Source organism: Herbaspirillum frisingense, assembly GCF_047325095.1.
Lineage (GTDB): Bacteria > Pseudomonadota > Gammaproteobacteria > Burkholderiales > Burkholderiaceae_D > Herbaspirillum > Herbaspirillum frisingense.
The window spans coordinates 1005379-1023428 of sequence record NZ_CP168558.1 but is presented as its reverse complement, the minus strand read 5'-3'; the positions used below and the strand labels follow the sequence as shown (position 1 = coordinate 1023428).

The 18050-nt window shown below is 63.5% G+C and carries 16 protein-coding genes; 6 read left to right on the top strand and 10 right to left on the bottom strand.

Going from position 1 to position 18050, the window contains the following annotated elements; translation table 11 throughout:
• Positions 1–154 precede the first annotated feature (154 nt).
• Genes trpE through trpC form a run of 4 tightly spaced genes read left to right on the top strand, consistent with a single transcriptional unit; the run spans position 155 to position 4120 of the window.
• On the top strand, positions 155–1651 hold the full coding sequence (trpE, locus tag ACEOAC_RS04750; RefSeq protein WP_413444239.1) for an anthranilate synthase component I: 1497 nt from the start codon (positions 155–157) through the stop codon (positions 1649–1651).
• A complete protein-coding gene (locus ACEOAC_RS04745) occupies positions 1652–2227 on the top strand; it encodes an aminodeoxychorismate/anthranilate synthase component II (RefSeq protein WP_077235926.1) in 576 nt (191 codons plus the stop codon). It begins immediately after the preceding gene.
• Positions 2228–2265: 38 nt separating this feature from the next.
• Positions 2266–3303 carry an anthranilate phosphoribosyltransferase gene (trpD, locus tag ACEOAC_RS04740; RefSeq protein WP_413444238.1) on the top strand — a complete coding sequence of 346 codons (1038 nt, stop codon included), beginning with the start codon at positions 2266–2268 and terminating at the stop codon, positions 3301–3303.
• Between the two features lie 16 nt (positions 3304–3319).
• Complete coding sequence (gene trpC, locus ACEOAC_RS04735) at positions 3320–4120, top strand: indole-3-glycerol phosphate synthase TrpC (RefSeq protein ID WP_241813300.1); 801 nt, start codon at positions 3320–3322, stop codon at positions 4118–4120.
• Positions 4121–4201: 81 nt separating this feature from the next.
• Here the strand turns inward: trpC and ACEOAC_RS04730 are convergent, their stop codons facing one another.
• Positions 4202–4969 (bottom strand): 3-oxoacyl-ACP reductase family protein, encoded by a 768-nt coding sequence (locus tag ACEOAC_RS04730; protein ID WP_077235929.1) that lies wholly within the window; start codon positions 4967–4969, stop codon positions 4202–4204.
• Between the two features lie 161 nt (positions 4970–5130).
• On the opposite strand from ACEOAC_RS04730, the gene ACEOAC_RS04725 reads away from it, so the two are divergent.
• Positions 5131–6057, top strand: coding sequence for a LysR family transcriptional regulator (locus tag ACEOAC_RS04725; protein WP_182992993.1), 927 nt, complete (start codon positions 5131–5133; stop codon positions 6055–6057).
• A gap of 9 nt (positions 6058–6066) precedes the next feature.
• Here the strand turns inward: ACEOAC_RS04725 and ACEOAC_RS04720 are convergent, their stop codons facing one another.
• From ACEOAC_RS04720 to ACEOAC_RS04685, 8 genes are all read right to left on the bottom strand, one after another.
• Positions 6067–7563: an MFS transporter gene (locus tag ACEOAC_RS04720; RefSeq protein ID WP_006465106.1), complete on the bottom strand. Its 1497-nt coding sequence runs from the start codon at positions 7561–7563 to the stop codon at positions 6067–6069.
• A gap of 54 nt (positions 7564–7617) precedes the next feature.
• On the bottom strand, positions 7618–9192 hold the full coding sequence (ubiB, locus tag ACEOAC_RS04715) for a ubiquinone biosynthesis regulatory protein kinase UbiB (RefSeq protein WP_413444237.1): 1575 nt from the start codon (positions 9190–9192) through the stop codon (positions 7618–7620).
• Positions 9193–9801: an SCP2 domain-containing protein gene (locus tag ACEOAC_RS04710; RefSeq protein WP_413444236.1), complete on the bottom strand. Its 609-nt coding sequence runs from the start codon at positions 9799–9801 to the stop codon at positions 9193–9195.
• Between the two features lie 185 nt (positions 9802–9986).
• Positions 9987–10973 (bottom strand): Tim44 domain-containing protein, encoded by a 987-nt coding sequence (locus ACEOAC_RS04705; protein WP_413444235.1) that lies wholly within the window; start codon positions 10971–10973, stop codon positions 9987–9989.
• Positions 10974–11116: 143 nt separating this feature from the next.
• Entirely contained in the window at positions 11117–11851 is a 735-nt protein-coding gene (gene ubiE, locus ACEOAC_RS04700; RefSeq protein WP_413444234.1) for a bifunctional demethylmenaquinone methyltransferase/2-methoxy-6-polyprenyl-1,4-benzoquinol methylase UbiE, read from the bottom strand.
• 84 nt (positions 11852–11935) lie between these two features.
• Positions 11936–12358, bottom strand: a complete 423-nt coding sequence (locus ACEOAC_RS04695) for a gamma-butyrobetaine hydroxylase-like domain-containing protein (protein ID WP_006465111.1) — start codon at positions 12356–12358, stop codon at positions 11936–11938.
• Positions 12359–12510: 152 nt separating this feature from the next.
• Entirely contained in the window at positions 12511–12957 is a 447-nt protein-coding gene (locus tag ACEOAC_RS04690; protein WP_413628711.1) for an HIT family protein, read from the bottom strand.
• Between the two features lie 15 nt (positions 12958–12972).
• Complete coding sequence (locus tag ACEOAC_RS04685; RefSeq protein ID WP_413444583.1) at positions 12973–16974, bottom strand: DUF3683 domain-containing protein; 4002 nt, start codon at positions 16972–16974, stop codon at positions 12973–12975.
• A 334-nt stretch (positions 16975–17308) separates the two neighbouring features.
• Here ACEOAC_RS04685 and ACEOAC_RS04680 point away from each other — a divergent pair, with 334 nt between their 5' ends.
• On the top strand, positions 17309–17455 hold the full coding sequence (locus ACEOAC_RS04680; protein WP_166758461.1) for a hypothetical protein: 147 nt from the start codon (positions 17309–17311) through the stop codon (positions 17453–17455).
• A 96-nt stretch (positions 17456–17551) separates the two neighbouring features.
• On the opposite strand, the gene ACEOAC_RS04675 is transcribed toward ACEOAC_RS04680, so the two are convergent.
• Entirely contained in the window at positions 17552–18043 is a 492-nt protein-coding gene (locus ACEOAC_RS04675; RefSeq protein WP_006465114.1) for a YqaA family protein, read from the bottom strand.
• Between the last annotated feature and the right edge of the window lie 7 nt (positions 18044–18050).

Here is an 18050-nt window from a genome sequence, read left to right as displayed (position 1 = left end):
ACCGCATCCCCTGCATTTCCCGCAATTCAAACAACGACACCGCTGACGAGAGTCCGCACCTGTCCACGTGCTTCGTGTGCATCGCGCTCATTGCGCCTGCGCGCCGCCCGGTGGCCAGCGCCGCGTACCCTACAATGGCGGTCTGGAGTGAAACATGACCGAACTCGAATTCAAATCGCTGGCCACCGAAGGCTACAACCGCATCCCCCTGATCGCCGAAGCCTTCGCCGACCTGGAAACCCCGCTGACGCTCTATCTCAAGCTGGCCCAGAGCCACAACACCGGCAAGAACACCTTCCTGCTGGAGTCGGTGGTCGGTGGCGAGCGCTTCGGCCGCTACTCCTTCATCGGCCTGCCCGCCTCCACCAAGATCCGCTGCAGCGGCAAGCAGATCGAGGTCCGGAAGAATGACGTCGTCATCGAGACCGCCGAAGGCAATGCGCTGGAGTTCATTGCCGAATACCAGTCCCGCTTCAAGGTCGCCATCCGCCCCGGCATGCCGCGCTTCTGCGGCGGCCTGGCCGGCTACTTCGGCTACGACGCCGTGCGCTACATCGAAAAGCGCCTGGAAGACAGCGCCCCGCCCGACACCCTGGGCCTGCCCGACATCCAGCTGCTGCTGACCGAAGAACTGGCCGTCATCGACAATCTCTCCGGCAAGCTCTACCTGATCGTCTACGCCGACCCTACCCAACCGGAAGCCTTCTCCCGCGGCCGCCAACGCCTGCGGGACCTGCGCGCCATGCTGCGCCGTCCTGCCGATGCGCCGGTCACCACCGGCTCGGTGCGCACCGAGACCATCCGCGAATTCCCCAAGGATGAATATCTCAAGGCTGTGGCCCGCGCCAAGGAATACGTGATGGCCGGCGACCTGATGCAGGTGCAGATCGGCCAGCGCCTGAAGAAATCCTATGTCGATTCGCCGCTGATGCTGTACCGGGCCCTGCGGTCGCTGAACCCCTCGCCCTACATGTACTTCTACAACTTCGGCGACATGCAGATCGTCGGCGCATCGCCGGAAATCCTGGTGCGCAACGAATCCATCGGCGAAGGCCAGAAGAAGATCACCATCCGCCCCCTGGCTGGCACCCGACCGCGCGGCTCCACCATCGAGCGCGATGAACAGCTAGCCCGCGAACTGCTGGCCGACCCCAAGGAAATCGCCGAGCACGTCATGCTGATCGACCTGGCCCGCAACGACATCGGCCGCATCGCCACCACTGGCAGCGTCAGGGTCACCGACCAGATGGTCATCGAGAAATACTCCCACGTACAGCACATCGTCTCCAACGTCGAAGGCATCCTCAAGCCCGGCATGTCCAACCTGGATGTGCTCAAGGCCACCTTCCCCGCCGGCACCCTGTCGGGCGCCCCCAAGGTACGGGCCATGGAAATCATCGACGAGCTCGAACCCAGCAAGCGCGGCATCTACGGCGGCGCCTGCGGCTATCTCTCCTTCGGTGGCGAGATGGACGTGGCCATTGCGATTCGCACCGGCGTCATCAAGGATGGCACGCTGTACGTGCAAGCCGCCGCCGGCATCGTGGCCGACTCGGTGCCGGAAATGGAATGGGAAGAAACCGAAAACAAGGCGCGCGCCGTACTGCGCGCCGCTGAACAAGTGCAAGACGGCCTGGACGGAGAAATCTAAATGCTGCTGATGATCGACAACTACGACTCCTTCACCTACAACCTGGTGCAATACTTCGGCGAACTCGGCGAGGAGGTGCTGACCATCCGCAATGACGAGATCACGCTCGATGACATCAAGAAGCTCAATCCCGAGCGCATCTGCCTCTCCCCCGGCCCCTGCAGCCCCAAGGAAGCCGGTATCTGCGTAGACCTGTTGAAGGAGTTCTCGGGCAAGCTGCCCATCCTGGGTGTCTGCCTCGGCCACCAGGCCATCGGCGAAGCCTTCGGCGGCAACATCGTGCGCGCCAAGCAGGTCATGCATGGCAAGACATCGAAAATCGCCCATACCGGCGTGGGCGTCTTCAAGGACCTGCCCTCGCCCTACACCGTGATCCGCTACCACTCGCTGGCCATCGAACGCGCCACGCTGCCGGACTGCCTGGAAGTGACCGCCTGGACCGATGACGGCGAGATCATGGGCGTGCGCCACAAGCAGTTCGAACTGCAAGGCGTGCAATTCCACCCCGAGTCCATCCTTTCCGAGCACGGCCACGCCCTGCTCAAGAACTTCCTGACCGGCAGCGCCCACGGCTGAGGCCGCGCCGGGACCACGACACCAAAAAGAGACCAGACATGCCTATCACCCCGCAAGAAGCGCTGTTGCGCTGTATCGAACACCGCGAAATCTTCCACGACGAAATGCTGACCCTGTTCCGCCAGATCATGGGCGGCGAGATGTCGCCGGTCATGATCGCCGCACTCACCATGGGCCTGCGCGTAAAGAAGGAAAGCATCGGCGAGATCGCCGCCGCCGCGCAGGTCATGCGCGAATTCGCCACCAAGGTGCCGATGGCCGACACCACCGGCCTGCTGGACATCGTCGGCACCGGTGGCGACGGCGCACATACCTTCAACATCTCCACGGCCTCCATGTTCGTGGCGGCGGCCGCCGGTGCACGCGTGGCCAAGCACGGCGGGCGTAGCGTGTCCTCCTCCTCGGGCAGCGCCGACGTGCTCGAAGCCCTGGGCGCGGACATCAACCTGCAACCGGAACAGGTGGCGCAATCGATCGCCCAGAGCGGCATCGGCTTCATGTTCGCCCCCAACCACCACGCCGCCATGAAGCACGCCGCCCCGGTGCGCAAGGAGCTGGGCGTGCGCACCATCTTCAATATCCTCGGCCCGCTGACCAATCCGGCCGGCGCTCCAAATATCCTGATGGGCGTGTTCCATGCCGACCTGGTCGGCATCCAGGTACGCGTACTGCAACGCCTGGGCGCGCAACACGCCATCGTGGTCTGGGGTCGCGACAACCTGGACGAAGTCACCCTGGGCGGCGCGACCATGGTGGGCGAGCTGGTCAATGGCGAGATCCGCGAATATGAAATCCACCCGGAAGACTACGGTCTGTCCATGTTCGCCAGCCGCAACCTGCAGGTGGCAAACTCGAACGAGTCCAAGGAGAAGATCTTCGAAGCCCTGCGCGGGGAACCCGGTCCGGTGCACGACATCGTATTGATCAATGCCGCCACCGCCCTGTATGCAGCCGGCGTGGCCCCCTCGATTGCCGATGGCCTGGCCACCGCGCGCGCCACCATCGCCTCCGGCGCCGCCCGCGCCAAGCTGGACCAGTTCGTGCAAGTCACGCGCCAGCTTGGCGGCAAACACTAATCCGACAAGGAAGCCCATGTCCGACATCCTCAACAAGATCCTCGACGTCAAGGCCGAGGAAATCCGCATCGCGCAAAAGCAGCGCGACCTGGCCAGCCTGCGCCGCGACGTCGAAACCGACAGCGAACTGCGCTCCGAACTGCGCAACTTCGAAGCCAGCCTGCGCGACAAGATCGCCAACGGCCAGGCCGGCGTGATTGCCGAGGTCAAGAAGGCCTCTCCCTCCAAGGGCGTGATCCGCCCCGACTTCAAGCCTGCCGAGATCGCCGTCAGCTACGCCACCCACGGTGCGGCCTGCCTGTCGGTCTTGACCGACGAGCAGTTCTTCCAGGGTTCACCCGACTATCTCAAGCAGGCCCGCGCAGCCTGTGCGCTGCCGGTCCTGCGCAAGGATTTCATGGTCGATCACTATCAGATCTACCAGGCCCGCTCCTGGGGCGCCGATGCCATCCTGCTGATCGTGGCCGCCCTGGACCACGGCCTGATGGCCGACATGGAAGCCTGCGCCCACGAACTGGGCATGAGCGTGCTGGTGGAAGTGCACGACCGCGCCGAACTGGATGCGGCACTCAAGCTCAAGACCCGCCTGCTGGGCATCAACAACCGCAACCTGCGTACCTTCGAGACCACGCTGGACACTACGCTGGGCCTGCTGCCGCGCATCCCGCCGGAGAAACTGGTAGTCACCGAGTCGGCCATCGCGACCCCGGACGACGTCAAGCGCATGCGCGACGCCGACGTCCACGCCTTCCTGGTCGGCGAAGCCTTCATGCGGGCGCCGGAACCGGGCGTCGAGCTGGCACGACTGTTCGCCTGAACTGATCTTCGCGTGCAGCAAAAAACCTCGCCCGGTGCAAACCGGTGCGAGGTTTTTTTTTGCTCCCGAGCGAGAGCCGGATCAGGCTGCGAAACCGCCGTCGATGGTCAGGTTCGCACCGGTGATGTAACCCGATTCCGGACCGGCGAGATAGGCCACGAAGCTGGCGATTTCCTCGGCCTTGCCGTAGCGCGGCAGGGCCATCAGGCCGGTCAGAGCGGCAGCGAAGTCACCGCTGGCCGGGTTCATGTCGGTATCGACCGGACCTGGCTGCACGTTGTTGACGGTGATGCCACGCGGACCCAGGTCGCGTGCCAGGCCCTTGGTCAATCCCACCAGGGCCGACTTGCTCATCGCATACACGGCGCCGCCGGCGAAGGGGATGCGTTCGGCGTTGGTGCTGCCGATGCTGATGACGCGACCGCCGTCGCCCATGTAGCGGGCGGCTTCCTGGGTGGCGACGAAGACGCTGCGCACGTTCACGGCGAGGGTGCGGTCCAGATCTTCCAGCTTGAATTCATCGATCGGGCCCATAGCCAGCACACCGGCATTGTTCACCAGGATATCGAGACGACCGAAGGTTTCTGCAGCCAGGCGAATGGCTTGCTGCAGGGCGGTCGCGTCCGAGCTGTCGGCCTGGATGGCCAGGGCACGGCCACCGGCGGCTTCCACGCTGCTGACCAGGGCTTGCGCCTTGTCCGGCGAGCTGACGTAGGTGAAGGCCACGGTAGCGCCTTCGGCGGCCAGACGCTGCACGATGGCTGCGCCGATGCCGCGCGAACCGCCCTGGACGAAGGCAACCTTGGACACCAGGGTGTTGTGGGAAGTGGTGGTGATTTGCTTGGTCATGATCTTGCTCCTTGGATAGATGCGTAAGTGATTGCGTAGGGTTGAACCCGTTGGCGCGTTTCTGTTTGCGTCTGGGTTGAAGCAAGTATCGGCGTTTGATTATGTTGCGACTAGCCGGCAATCACTATCTTCTTTTTAAACCAATGGTTTAGAATCAGCCCATGGAAACCATGACCAGCATCGAATGCTTCGTCGCTGCGGCCAATGCCGGCAGCTTTTCGGCGGCGGCGCGCCAGCTAGGCCTGACCTCGGCCGCGGTCGGCAAGAACGTGGCCAGGCTGGAATCTTCATTGGGGGTGCGCCTGTTCCACCGCAGCACCCGCAAGCTGTCGCTGACCGAGGCGGGCGAACGCTTCCTGCAGGAGGTGGCCGGCGGCCTGCAGGCCATCCGCAGCGCCGTGGCCAACCTGGCCAGCGCCGGCGGGCAGCCGGCGGGCACGCTCAAGGTCAGCATGGGAACGGGGTTCGGGCGCCAGTACATCCTGCCCTTGCTGGGGGAATTCCTGGGCCGCTATCCGGGCATCCAGCCGGACTGGCATTTCGAGAATCGCCCGGTGGATCTGATCACGGAAGGATTCGATGCCGCCATTGCCGGCGGTACCGAACTCTCCCCCGGGGTGGTGGCGCGTGAACTGGCGCCGGCGCATCGGGTATTGCTGGCCTCACCGGCCTATCTGGAGGCGCACCCGGCACTACGCTCGCCGGCCGATCTGGCCGACCATGCCGGCGTGCTGATCCGCTCGCCGCAGACCGGGCGCATCCGCCCGTTCTCGCTGCGCGACCGCCATGGCCAACAGGCGCCGGTGACCTTGCAACAACGGATGACCATGAGCGACGCCAACGCCGCCTGCGAGGTGGCCGAGGCCGGACTGGGCATCACCCTGGTCTCGATGCCGCATGCCCTGATCTACCTGGATCGCGGCACCCTGGTGCGGGTATTGCCGGACTGGTACGTCGATACCGGCATGCTGTCGCTGTATTTCACGGCGGCACGGCTGTTGCCGGCCAAGACCCGGGTCTTCGTCGATTTCGTGGTGGAACATTTCCGCCAGCAGCGGCTGGCGCAGCGCTTCAACGCACTGGGCTGAAGATCGCCCTCACGCCTTGCCCTGCCGGGTGGCGCGCATGCCGCCGCCAATATTGCTGCCGGCATCGTGCGACAGACCACGGTAGCCGATCACCGAGACCAGCGTCACCAGGCCGGCCATTGCGAAGGCCCACTGGAAGTCGCCCAGCGTAAAGTGGGCGCCGCTGGCGTCCACCTCTTCCCCGCGCAGATAGGCCGCCACGCGCAAGGCCAGCGCGCCAAAGGCGATGCCCATGCCGATGGTCATCTGCTGCGCCACGCTCCAGAGCGTGCTGGCGGAGGATTTGCGGGCATCGCTGATGTCGGCATAGGCCAGCGTGGCGAGCGTGGAAAACTGCATCGAGCGCGACAGGCCGTAACAGAAGATCACCCCCAGGATCACCGGCAAGGGCGTGCCCGGCGTGAGCAGGCCGCAGGCAATGATGAGACAACCGGCGATGGCCGCATTGTTCAGCGCCACGCTGCGGAAACCAAAACGCTGCAGGATGCGCGTGGTGAATGCCTTCATGCCCAGGTTGCCCAAGGCGGTCGCCAGCAGCAACAGCCCCGACTGGAACGCCGTGAGGCCGAAACCGATCTGGAACATCAGGGGCATCAGGTAAGGCACCGCATCCACACCGATGCGCGTGAGCGAACCGGTCAGCACGGTCACCGAATAGGTCGGAATGCGCAGATTGGAAAAGTCCAGCAGCGGATGTTCGATGCGCTGCATATGCCACCAGGCGCACCCGCCCAGCACCACCCCCAGGGCCACGAAGCCCAGCGCCACCTTGATGTTGGATTCCATGTGGCTGGCGATCTCGGTGCCATACAGCAGCGAGGTCAGCGCCGCGCCCGAGAGCAGGAAGCCAATCAGGTCCAGCGGCCGCCGGCTGTGGCCATGCTCGTTGCGCACCACCGTCATCACCGCGATGAAAGCGGCGATACCGAACGGCACATTCATCAGGAAGATCCAGTGCCACGAGGCATAGGTGGTGATAAAGCCACCGATGGATGGCCCCACCACCGGCGCCACGATGGCCGGCCAGGTGATGGTGGCGATGGCCTTCATCAACCGCTCCTTGCCGGTGCTGCGTACCACGATCATGCGTCCGACCGGCACCATCATGGCCCCGCCCAATCCCTGCAAGACCCGCGCCGCCGTGAATTGCCAGACATTCTCCGAATACCCGCACAGGATGGACGCCAGGGTGAAGATGACGATGGCCATGCCGAACACGGTACGCGACCCGAAGCGGTCCGCCACCCATCCACTGATGGGAATGAACACCGCCAGCGTGAGCATATAGGCGGTCATGCCCAGGCTCAGTTCGTTGGGACCGACACCGAAGGACTGAGCCATCTGCGGCAAGGCCGTGGCGATGATGGTGGTGTCCAGGTACTCCATGAAGAAGGTCGCCGCCACGATGTAGGGCAACATGCGCACGCGCGCGTCCGGCAAGCTGTTGTCGTTGGTTCCCACGTCCTCTATCCCTGTCTGCTGGTCCGACATGCGAAACGCCGGCATGTGCCGGCGCTTCTTTTCGAAATTATTTATATCATTTACAAAACCGGCCCTGCATCAATAGAACCTCAGCACATGCATCAGTACCTGGATCACGATGATGCCGCCGATCAGCCCGCCGCCAAAATAGACGATCACCCCGAGCAACATGTTGGTGCGACGCTGCTCGGCCAGGAGCTTGCGCATCAGTTCGGTATTCTGCGGCTGGCCTTCGCCGTTGGTGTAGCGGGTCAACGCCTGATGTGCCAGACGCGGCAGCTCGGGCAGCAGACGGCTGTAGCGCGGCACCTCGACCTTCAATTGCTCGACGAAACCACGCCAGCCGATCTGCTCGCTCATCCAGCGTTCCAGATAAGGCTTGGCAGTCTTCCACAAGTCCAGGTCGGGATCGAGCTGGCGGCCCAGGCCTTCGACGTTGAGCAGGGTCTTCTGCAGCAGCACCAGTTGCGGCTGCACCTCGACATTGAAACGGCGCGAGGTCTGGAACAGGCGCAGCAGCACCTGGCCGAAGGAAATGTCCTTCAGCGGACGATCGAAGATGGGCTCGCAGCAGGCGCGCACGGCCGCTTCCAGTTCATCGACGCGGGTATCCTTGGGCGCCCAGCCGGATTCGATGTGGGCCTCGGCCACGCGCTTGTAGTCGCGACGGAAGAAGGCCAGGAAATTCTGCGACAGGTAATCCTTGTCGAAATCGTTGAGCGTGCCGACGATGCCGAAGTCCAGTGCGATGTAGCGACCGAAGGTCTCCGGCGCCACCGAGACCAGGATATTGCCGGGGTGCATGTCGGCATGGAAGAAGCCATCGCGGAACACCTGGGTGAAGAAGATCTCCACGCCGTCCCGCGACAGCTTGGACAGGTCCACCCCTTCCGCACGCAGGCGCTCGGTCTGCGAGATGGGGATGCCATGCATGCGCTCCATCACGATCACCGAGGGCGAGCAGTAATCCCAGTACATCTCCGGCACCATCAGCAGCGTGGATTCGGCGAAGTTGCGGCGCAGCTGGCTGGCGTTGGCGGCTTCGCGCATCAGGTCCAGTTCGTCGTGCAGGTACTTGTCGAACTCGCCCACGACTTCCTTGGCCTTGAGGCGGCGGCCATCCGCCCACAGACGCTCCAGCCAGTCGGCGGCCACGTGCATGAGGCCGATGTCGTGGTCGATGATGTCGCGCATGCCGGGGCGCAGCACCTTGACCGCGACTTCCTTGCCATCCTTCAGGGTGGCAAAGTGGACCTGGGCAATCGAGGCCGAAGCCACCGGGGTGCGTTCGAAGCTGGCGAAGAGTTGGTCGGGATGGGCGCCCAGCGATTTCTCGATCTGCCTGACGGCAAGTTCGGATTCGAACGGCGGCACGCGGTCCTGCAGCAGCGTGAGCTCGTTGGCGATGTCGGGCGGCATCAGGTCGCGCCGGGTGGACAGCACCTGGCCGAACTTGATGAAGATGGGACCCAGGTCTTCCAGCGCGCGACGCAAGCGCTCGCCGCGTGGCGCGGACAGGTTGCGCCAGAAGAAGATGCGGTTGACGATGCGGGCGAAGCGCGGCGGGGCGAATTCGGAGGCGATGATTTCATCCAGGCCATAGAGGATGGCGACGCGGATGATCTTGAGCAGACGCATGGAACGCAGCAGCATTTAGCGACGCTCCAGTTTCTCGATGCGCTTGGACAGACGTTCCAGGTCATCGCGCAGGCGCACGACGTCGGCAGAAAAATCCTGCAGCTGGCGGGGGCGGATCAGCATCGGTTGTTCTTCCAGGAAATACTCGGCCAGGTTTTCGGTCAGCTTGCGCTGGGTGGTGCGGGCAGCCTCGAACAGGCCGCGCGCGCCGGAGACGATGCGGGTGGCGGCGACATCGCCCACCACGCGTGACAGGTCATCCTCGGCATCCCAGCGCAACTTCTGGCTCAGTTGCGAAATGGCATTGGCAAAATCGGCATCGCCCTCCAGCTTGACGTAGGACACGGCGCGTTCGCGGTTGGCGGCGATCAGCGGCAGGTCCGACAGTTTCAGGCGGATGGTGACATTGGCCGGCGCGTCGGCGGAGACATCCTGCAGGTAGCCGTCACCGGCCACCTTCAGGCGCAACTGCATGACGCCGGTATCGATGCAGGCGACCTTGCCGGCATGGGTGATGAGGGTATTGCGCGCCCACGGCTCCTGCGCCAGCAGATGGTTGATCACCGCCGCAGCGGGTTTCATCGGGTCGAGGGCCAGGGTGGACGGGTCGGGCAGCACGGACATGGGTTCCAGAGACGGGTTGAGCCGGGGACAGCAATAAGAACGCGGAAGCGGCGAAGAATTCACCAATATTCAGCTCCGCAAAAACAAAACCGCCCGATCAAGCGGGCGGTCTCAAGTGTAACAGCTTGGCGCGCCGGCAAGGCTCACGCGCCGCGTGTTCCTTGATCCAGCGCCGCCCGGCCCGGCTACACCTGCTGGATACCGGCCAGCACCCAGCCGCCGCTGCCGTTGAGCGGCTTGGACAGGTTCCAGATCTCGGCGAAGGGCTCGGCCGAGGCGTCCGGAGCTTCCTTGATCAGCCCCTGGAAGCGCACGGTGGCGAGGTAATCGAAGGCCATGGTCTCGATGCCCAGCAGTTCTGCATCCAGCTGCACGACATCGGTGGCATTGGGCGCGGCACCGCGTTCGGTGAGCTGCATGCGCAGTTCGGCGAACATTTCGGGCGTGGTGAATTCACGGATGTCATTGGCATCGGCGCGATCCCAGGCGGCTTGCAAGCGGATGAAGTAGGTCTTGGCATTGCGTACGAAACCGGCAGTGTCGAAGCCCGCAGGGATGCCCCAGTGCTGGATCTGCGCGGGTTGACCAGTGCCACCGTAGCCACCATGGCCGCTGCCTTGCAGCGCAGCCGGGGAACTGCCTGGGAAAGCTGGCGGCGGGTTGATGTCACGCAGGCCGGAGCCGATTTCTGGTGTCGCACCGGCGGCGCTGCCGATGGGGCTCACGCCCGGCATCGGCGTGGCATAGGCCGGATTGCTGTTCTGCGCCTCGCGACCACGGGCAAACATGCGGATCAGGAAGATCACCGCCGCGCACAGCAAGGCGATGGTCAACAGAGAACCCAGCATGCCACCCAGCGCACCGCCGATGCCGAAGTGCGACATCAGCGCGCCAAGGCCGAAGCCCAGCAAGGCGCCGCCCAGCACGTTGCGCCAGGGGCTGGCAGGCTTGGGCAGGGGGGCGCTTTGCGGCGTAGCAGCTGGCGTCGCGGGCCGATAAGGGGTGGCGGCAGGCTGACTGTAGGACGGCGAAGACGGTGCCGCCTGGCGCGAATAATTGGACGATTGCTTGCCGAAGGAACCACCGCCGCCCAGGCGCTTGGCCTCGGCCGGTGACGTGAGCAGGGCTAGCGAAGTCATCGCCAGCAGCAGTGCGAGCAGGAATTTTTTCATGGCTTACCTCTTGTGGACGTTGCCGTCAGTGCGGGATGCCGGAGCGCAAAGCAGATTGGCGATCCGACAGGGCCATTGTCACCCGGCAAAATTAAGCCAGCCTTAATGCCGGGCCACGCCAGGTCAGCCGCTGCCCGCCTGGCTTACATCTTGATGCCGGTATGCAGCGCGGCCACGCCGGCGGTCAGGTTGAAATACTGCACGCGCTCCAGACCGACCTGTTCCATCATCTGCTTCAGGGTTTCCTGGTCGGGATGCATGCGGATCGATTCGGCCAGGTAGCGATAGCTGTCGGCGTCGTTGGCGACCTTCTTGCCCAGCCACGGCAGGACCGAGAAGGAGTACACGTCGTAGGGCTTCTTCAGCGGCTCCCAGACCTTGGAGAATTCCAGCACCAGCAGCTTGCCACCGGGTTTCAGCACACGGCGCATCTCGGCCAGGGCGGCATCCTTGTGGGTCATGTTGCGCAGGCCGAAGGCCACCGAGACGCGGTCGAAATAGTTGTCCGGGAAGGGCAGCTTCTCGGCGTCGCACAGCATGGTGGGGGTGACGATGCCCTTGTCGAGCAGGCGGTCGCGGCCCACGCGCAGCATGGATTCGTTGATGTCGGTCAGCCAGACTTCGCCGCTGGGACCGGCCTGCCTGGCGAAGGCCTTGGACAGGTCACCGGTGCCACCGGCAATATCAAGTACCTTGAAGCCGGGGCGAATACCCGCCTGGGCGATGGTGAAAGCTTTCCAGATGCGATGCAGGCCAGCCGACATGAAGTCGTTCATCACGTCGTACTTGGCGGCGACGGAGTGGAACACTTCCGCGACCTTGCGGACCTTCTCTTCTTCTTTGACGGTTTCGTAACCGAAATGGGTGGTGTTGGTCATGGCTAGGCCTGTAACGTTGAAGACGACATTATAAGAGACCGGCCACGCTGCGGTTTGCCCTCGATCAGCATGGCCTTGCAGTGTTCAGTGCGAGTGGCCGCAGCCGTGACCACCTGCAGCCTCGGCCTGATGGTCGCGCCCGCTCTCGCGGGTGAAGCCCGCCGCTTCCAGTTTCTGCAGATAGGTTTCCCACATCGCGGACTGGTCACGGCCGAGCTGGTAGAGATAGTCCCAGGTGAAGATACCGCTGGCATGGCCGTCCGAGAACAGCGGTTTGACCCCGTAGTTGCCGACCGGTTCGATGCCGTTGATCTCGACCTCGCGCTTGCCGGTCTGCAGCACTTCCTGGCCGGGACCATGGCCGCGTACTTCGGCCGAGGGGGAATACACGCGCATGAGCTCGAAGGGCAGCGAAAACATCACGCCATCATCGAACTCGACCTCCACCACGCGCGAGAGCTTGCGTACCTTGAAGGACACCGGAACCGGAGAAGTCTGGGCGCTCATGGGCTATCCCTTGTGAAATGTGTGAAATGTGTGAAATCGGTGAGAGGAGAAATGACGCTGGCAAGCTTGCAGCATCCCCCATCCGCGACATCGGTGACATCGGCCGCACCCGGACGCGATGGATCACGCCCGGTGCGACAAGGCCAGCGCAATCAGGCCGTCAAACCCGCCGCATCCAGCTGCCGGCGCACGGCTTCGCGCAGTTGCGGCAGCAAGGCGCGACGCGCGGCGAGGCTGGCGGCATCGGCCGGCCGGCGTGGCTCGGCCCATACCGGACTGGGGAAATGACGATCATCGAGGAAGCGCGGGATCACATGCCAGTGCACGTGCGGGGTCATGTTGCCCAGCGTGGCCAGGTTGACCTTCTCGGGTTGCATGACTTCGCGCTGCGCCGCTTCCACCGCCCAGACGGCGTTGGCCATGCGCGTGCGCTGGGCCGGTGCCAGGTCGGTCATTTCCTTGACGTGGGTGTTGCAGATCACGCGGCAAAAGCCGGGGTAATTCGGCTCATCGACCAGCACCACCCGGAACTCCGGATGGCGCCACAGCACTTCGCCGCCGTCACCGGCGCACAGTTCGCATGCAGGGGTCTGGCTCATCATGGGCTCCCGTGCTTACACCAGGATGCGTTCGATGCCGCCATTGTTGGCGCGCTCGACGTATTCGGGCATCCAGTTCTCGCCCAGCAGGTGACGCGCCATCTCGACCACGATGTAGTCGGCAGTGGTGCCGGCATCCTCGTTGTAGCGCGACAGGCCCTGGAAGCAGGACGGGCAGGAGGTCAGGATCTTGACGTCGCCGGTGAAACCGTCGGCGCGCACCTTGTCGCTGCCCTTCTTCATTTCCTCTTCCTTGCGGAAGCGGACCTGGGTCGAGACATCCGGACGCGACACGCCGAAGGTACCCGACTCGCCGCAGCAGCGGTCGTTCTTCTCGATCTTCTGCGCATCCACCGTGGTGATAAGCGAGTTGACCGTCTTCAGCGGGTCCTGCAGCTTCATCGGGGTGTGGCAGGGATCGTGGTACATGTAGCGGGTACCGGTCACGCCTTCCAGCTTGACGCCCTTTTCCAGCAGGTATTCGTGGATGTCGATGATGCGGCAACCGGGGAATATCTTCTCGAATTCATAGCCCTGCAACTGGTCGTAGCAGGTACCGCAGGAGACCACGACGGTCTTGATGTCGAGGTAGTTCAGCGTATTGGCCATGCGATGGAACAGCACGCGGTTGTCGGTGATGATCTTCTCGCCCTTGGCGAAGTCGCCGGTGCCGCGTTGCGGGTAACCGCAGCACAGGTAACCCGGCGGCAGCACCGTCTGCACGCCCACGTTCCACAGCATCGCCTGAGTGGCCAGGCCGACCTGCGAGAACAGGCGCTCCGAGCCGCAGCCGGGGAAGTAGAACACCGCCTCGGTATCGGCCGTGGTGGTCTTGGGATTGCGGATGATGGGGACGATCTTGTCGTCCTCGATATCCAGCAAGGCACGCGCGGTCTTCTTGGGCAGGTTGCCCGGCATCTTCTTGTTGATGAAGTGGATCACCTGCTCCTTGATCGGCGCCTTGCCGACCGTGGCTGCAGGTTTCTGGGTCTGCTTCTTGGCCAGCTTCTTCAACAGGTCATTGCCCAGGCGCTGCGCCTTGAAGCCCCACTGCGTCATCACCTTGCGGGTGGCGTTGATGGTGGCCGGGTCGGTGGCGTTCAGGAAGAACATGGCCGCATTGGTGCCGGCATTGAAGGACTTCTTGCCCATCTTGCGCAGCAGGTTGCGCATGTTCATCGAGACATCGCCGAAGTCGATATCGACCGGGCAAGGCGTGACGCACTTGTGGCAGACCGTGCAGTGGTCGGCCACGTCCTCGAACTCTTCCCAATGCTTGATGGAGACACCGCGACGGGTCTGCTCTTCATAGAGGAAGGCTTCCACCAGCAGCGAGGTCGCCAGGATCTTGTTGCGCGGCGAGTACAGCAGGTTGGCACGCGGTACGTGGGTCGAGCAGACCGGCTTGCACTTGCCACAGCGCAGGCAGTCCTTGACGCTGCTGGCAATGGCGCCGATATCGCTCTGCTGCATGATCAGCGATTCATGCCCCATCAGGCCGAAGGACGGCGTATAGGCATTGCGCAGGTCGGCTTCCATGCCGGGCAGGTCCAGCAGCTTGCCCTTGTTGAAGCGACCTTCCGGGTCCACGCGCTTCTTGTAGTCGCGGAATTCGCCGATCTCGTCCTCGGTCAGGAATTCCAGCTTGGTGATGCCGATGCCGTGCTCACCCGAGATGACGCCATCCAGCGAACGCGCCAGCTTCATGATGCGGGCCACGGCGACGTGGGCATCCTGCAGCATTTCGTAGTGGTCGGAATTGACCGGGATGTTGGTGTGCACGTTGCCATCGCCCGCGTGCATGTGCAGCGCCACGAAGACCCGGCCACGCAGCACGCGCTTGTGGATGGCCTGGCATTCTTCCAGGATCAGCTTGAAGGCTGCACCCGAGAAGATCTGGCGCAGCTGCGCGCGCACTTCCTGCTTCCAGGAGATGCGCACGGTGCGGTCCTGCACGACGTGGAAGACGGCGGCTCCGGGCTGGTCGAGCAGGCGTTGCTCAAAGACCGGCAGCATCTTCTCCAGGCCCAGTGCGGCCAGTTCGGCCTTGGCCTCGGTCAGCGGCTTGTCCAGGTTGGCCAGCAGATAGGACCAGCGTGCGTGGGTCTGCTCCAGCAGGGTTTCAGCCTGGTGGACCCGGTCTTCCAGCATTTCGGCGGCGGGGATGTCATCACCCTCGGCGTCATCGCTCTTGCCCAGCGGCAGGTTGCCCTTGACGAAGAAGCTGTCCAGTTCGGCCAGCAGTTGCAGCTTGTTCTTGATCGACAGTTCGATGTTGATGCGCTCGATGCCGTCGGTGTATTCGCCCATGCGGTTCAGCGGGATCACCACGTCTTCGTTGATCTTGAAGGCGTTGGTGTGCTTGGCGATGGCGGCGGTGCGCGAACGGTCCAGCCAGAATTTCTTGCGCGCTTCCGGGCTGACGGCGACAAAGCCCTCACCCACGCGGTTGTTGGCCATGCGGATCACTTCCGAAGCCGCTGCGGCCACGGCGTTTTCGTCGTCACCGACGATGTCGCCGATCAGTACCATCTTGGGCAGCACGCCGCGCTTGGACTTGGTGGCATAGCCCACCGCGCGCAGGTAGCGCTCGTCCAGGTGTTCCAGGCCGGCCAGGATGGCGCCGCCCTTCCTGGTCTCGGCGTCGAGGTAATCCTTGATCTCGACGATCGAGGGAATCGCATCGCGCGCCTGGCCGAAGAACTCCAGGCAGACCGTGCGGGTCTGCTTGGGCATCTTGTGCAGGATCCAGCGGGCCGAGGTGATCAGGCCGTCGCAACCTTCCTTCTGCACGCCGGGCAGGCCCGAGAGGAACTTGTCGGTGACGTCCTTGCCCAGGCCTTCCTTGCGGAATTTCTTGCCGGAGATTTCCAGGATCTCGGTCTTGAAGACTTCGGTCTTCTGGCCCTTTTCGCCGGGGTGCGACCATTCCAGCTTGAAGCGCGCCACTTCGACGTCGTGGATCTTGCCCAGGTTGTGGTCCAGGCGGGTCACTTCCAGCCAGTCCCCTTGCGGATCGACCATGCGCCAGCTGGCCAGGTTGTCCAGTGCGGTACCCCACAGCACTGCCTTCTTGCCGCCGGCATTCATGGCGACATTGCCGCCGATGCAGGAAGCTTCAGCCGAGGTCGGGTCCACCGCGAAGACGAAACCGGCCTTTTCAGCCGCATCCGAGACGCGCTTGGTGACCACGCCGGCACCCGAGTAGATGGTGGCGTAGGGCTTGTCCAGGCCGGGCAGGATTTCCATCTCGACCGCGCCCAGCTGTTCCAGCTTTTCGGTATTGATGACGGCCGACAGCGGCGTCAGCGGAATGGCGCCGCCGGTATAGCCGGTGCCGCCGCCACGCGGGATGATGGTCAGGCCCAGTTCGATACAGGCCTTGACCAGGCCGGCCATTTCGTCTTCGGTGTCCGGGGTCAGCACCACGAAGGGGTACTCGACGCGCCAGTCGGTGGCGTCGGTGACGTGGGAGACGCGCGAGAGACCGTCGAACTTGATGTTGTCCTTGGCCGTATAACGACCCAGTACCTTGTTGGCGCGCTTGCGCAAATCATAGGTCTGGCGGAATTCCTCGGCAAAGTCGGCGATGGCCTTCTTGGCCGCCTTCAGCAGGGCTTCCACGCTGGCGCTGCGGCGCTGGGCTTCGGCGTCGCCGGCTTCGGCCAGATCGGTGGCCAGGCGGCGCTTGTCCACTTCGTTCAGGCGATGGTTGAGCGCCTCGATCAGCGCGGCGCGGCGCTTGGGATTGTCCAGCAGGTCGTCCTGCAGGTAGGGATTGCGGCGGACCACCCAGATATCGCCCAGGACTTCATACAGCATGCGCGCCGAGCGACCGGTCTGGCGCTTGCCGCGCAGCTCGTCCAGCAAGGACCAGGACGCTTCGCCCAACAACCGGATCACGATCTCGCGATCTGAGAAGGAGGTGTAGTTGTAGGGGATTTCGCGCAAGCGCGGAGGCGTGGCGCCGTGCGGCGCGTCTGTAAGCAAGGCCTGGATCTGTGCGGGGGCGTTCATCTATGTATGAGGTCAATCTGCTGCCGGAGGAGCATTTTAGCCTATTGGCAAAACTCGCGACGGGATGGGCCGGTTTTGGGGAGCGACCGGACGACGTTTGCAGGGGCGCCTGGCGGAGGAAAAGCAATAGCCAGGCTCAATTGAATTTATAAATACAATCAATTTCAGTAAATCAATTGAATAAATCTATACTTCATTCAGACCTCAGGTGAACATTCCTGAACCAATACCAGAGAGGCGGCTCCCATGTTGCAAGCACTGATGACGGAATTCCTGGAAAACCTGGCCATTACCCTGGCCGACTATGCCCAATGCAAGGCGTGAGGAAGCGATCATGAACACAATGAACACCGCGACAACCTTCAGTGACACCGGCCTTTACCTGAAGCTCAAGACACGCCACCTGGCGGTACTGGGCGTGACAGCCACCTTCCTGGCCATTCGGGTGGTGGAAGGCCTGCTGCCTGCCTTGAGCGCCTGAGTTGACCGCGTGAGCGCTTGCTCCGGCCAGCCAGACGGCACCTTCGGGTGCCGTTTCCATTTGCACTACCGCTGACCTATCGACCCAGGGCCCGGATCACGCCAGCCAGCTCCCCAGCTTGTGCCAGAAGCCGTCCGGCACATTCAACAGCAGCCAGGTCATCAGTACATAGCGGATGAACTTGCCGATGGCCATGTACACCACCGAGGGCCAGAACGGCAGGCGCAGCCAGCCGGCCAGGGTACAGATGGGGTCGCCGATGCCGGGCAGCCAGGCCAGCAGCATGGTCTTGGCGCCAAACCTCTCCAGCCAGTGGAACCAGCGCGAGGAACGCTCCTTGGCGAAGGCCTGCTTGGCGCCATAGCCCATCCAGTAGTCGACGATGCCGCCCAGGGTATTGCCCAGCGTGGCCACCAGGATCACCGGCCAGAACATCTCCGGACTGGCCTTGATGACGGCGAACACCGCCGGTTCCGAGCCCAGCGGCAGCAGCGTGGCGGAGATGAAGCTGATCAGGAAGACCGACGTCAGGCCGACCGTGGGGATAGCGAGGATATTGAGCAGCCAGAGGACGGCGGATTCGATCATGCAGGCG

Excerpts from the sequence above, each read along its gene's own strand:
- trpD (WP_413444238.1), top strand. The coding sequence starts at position 2,266 with ATGCCTATCACCCCGCAAGAAGCGCTGTTGCGCTGTATCGAACACCGC.
- ubiB (WP_413444237.1), bottom strand. The coding sequence starts at position 9,192 with ATGCTGCTGCGTTCCATGCGTCTGCTCAAGATCATCCGCGTCGCCATC.
- ACEOAC_RS04720 (WP_006465106.1), bottom strand. The coding sequence starts at position 7,563 with ATGCCGGCGTTTCGCATGTCGGACCAGCAGACAGGGATAGAGGACGTG.
- ACEOAC_RS04690 (WP_413628711.1), bottom strand. The coding sequence starts at position 12,957 with ATGAGCCAGACCCCTGCATGCGAACTGTGCGCCGGTGACGGCGGCGAA.
- ACEOAC_RS04695 (WP_006465111.1), bottom strand. The coding sequence starts at position 12,358 with ATGAGCGCCCAGACTTCTCCGGTTCCGGTGTCCTTCAAGGTACGCAAG.
- ACEOAC_RS04745 (WP_077235926.1), top strand. The coding sequence starts at position 1,652 with ATGCTGCTGATGATCGACAACTACGACTCCTTCACCTACAACCTGGTG.
- trpC (WP_241813300.1), top strand. The coding sequence starts at position 3,320 with ATGTCCGACATCCTCAACAAGATCCTCGACGTCAAGGCCGAGGAAATC.
- ubiE (WP_413444234.1), bottom strand. The coding sequence starts at position 11,851 with ATGACCAACACCACCCATTTCGGTTACGAAACCGTCAAAGAAGAAGAG.
- ACEOAC_RS04730 (WP_077235929.1), bottom strand. The coding sequence starts at position 4,969 with ATGACCAAGCAAATCACCACCACTTCCCACAACACCCTGGTGTCCAAG.
- ACEOAC_RS04705 (WP_413444235.1), bottom strand. The coding sequence starts at position 10,973 with ATGAAAAAATTCCTGCTCGCACTGCTGCTGGCGATGACTTCGCTAGCC.
- ACEOAC_RS04685 (WP_413444583.1), bottom strand. The coding sequence starts at position 16,974 with ATGAACGCCCCCGCACAGATCCAGGCCTTGCTTACAGACGCGCCGCAC.
- trpE (WP_413444239.1), top strand. The coding sequence starts at position 155 with ATGACCGAACTCGAATTCAAATCGCTGGCCACCGAAGGCTACAACCGC.
- ACEOAC_RS04710 (WP_413444236.1), bottom strand. The coding sequence starts at position 9,801 with ATGTCCGTGCTGCCCGACCCGTCCACCCTGGCCCTCGACCCGATGAAA.
- ACEOAC_RS04725 (WP_182992993.1), top strand. The coding sequence starts at position 5,131 with ATGGAAACCATGACCAGCATCGAATGCTTCGTCGCTGCGGCCAATGCC.
- ACEOAC_RS04675 (WP_006465114.1), bottom strand. The coding sequence starts at position 18,043 with ATGATCGAATCCGCCGTCCTCTGGCTGCTCAATATCCTCGCTATCCCC.
- ACEOAC_RS04680 (WP_166758461.1), top strand. The coding sequence starts at position 17,309 with ATGAACACAATGAACACCGCGACAACCTTCAGTGACACCGGCCTTTAC.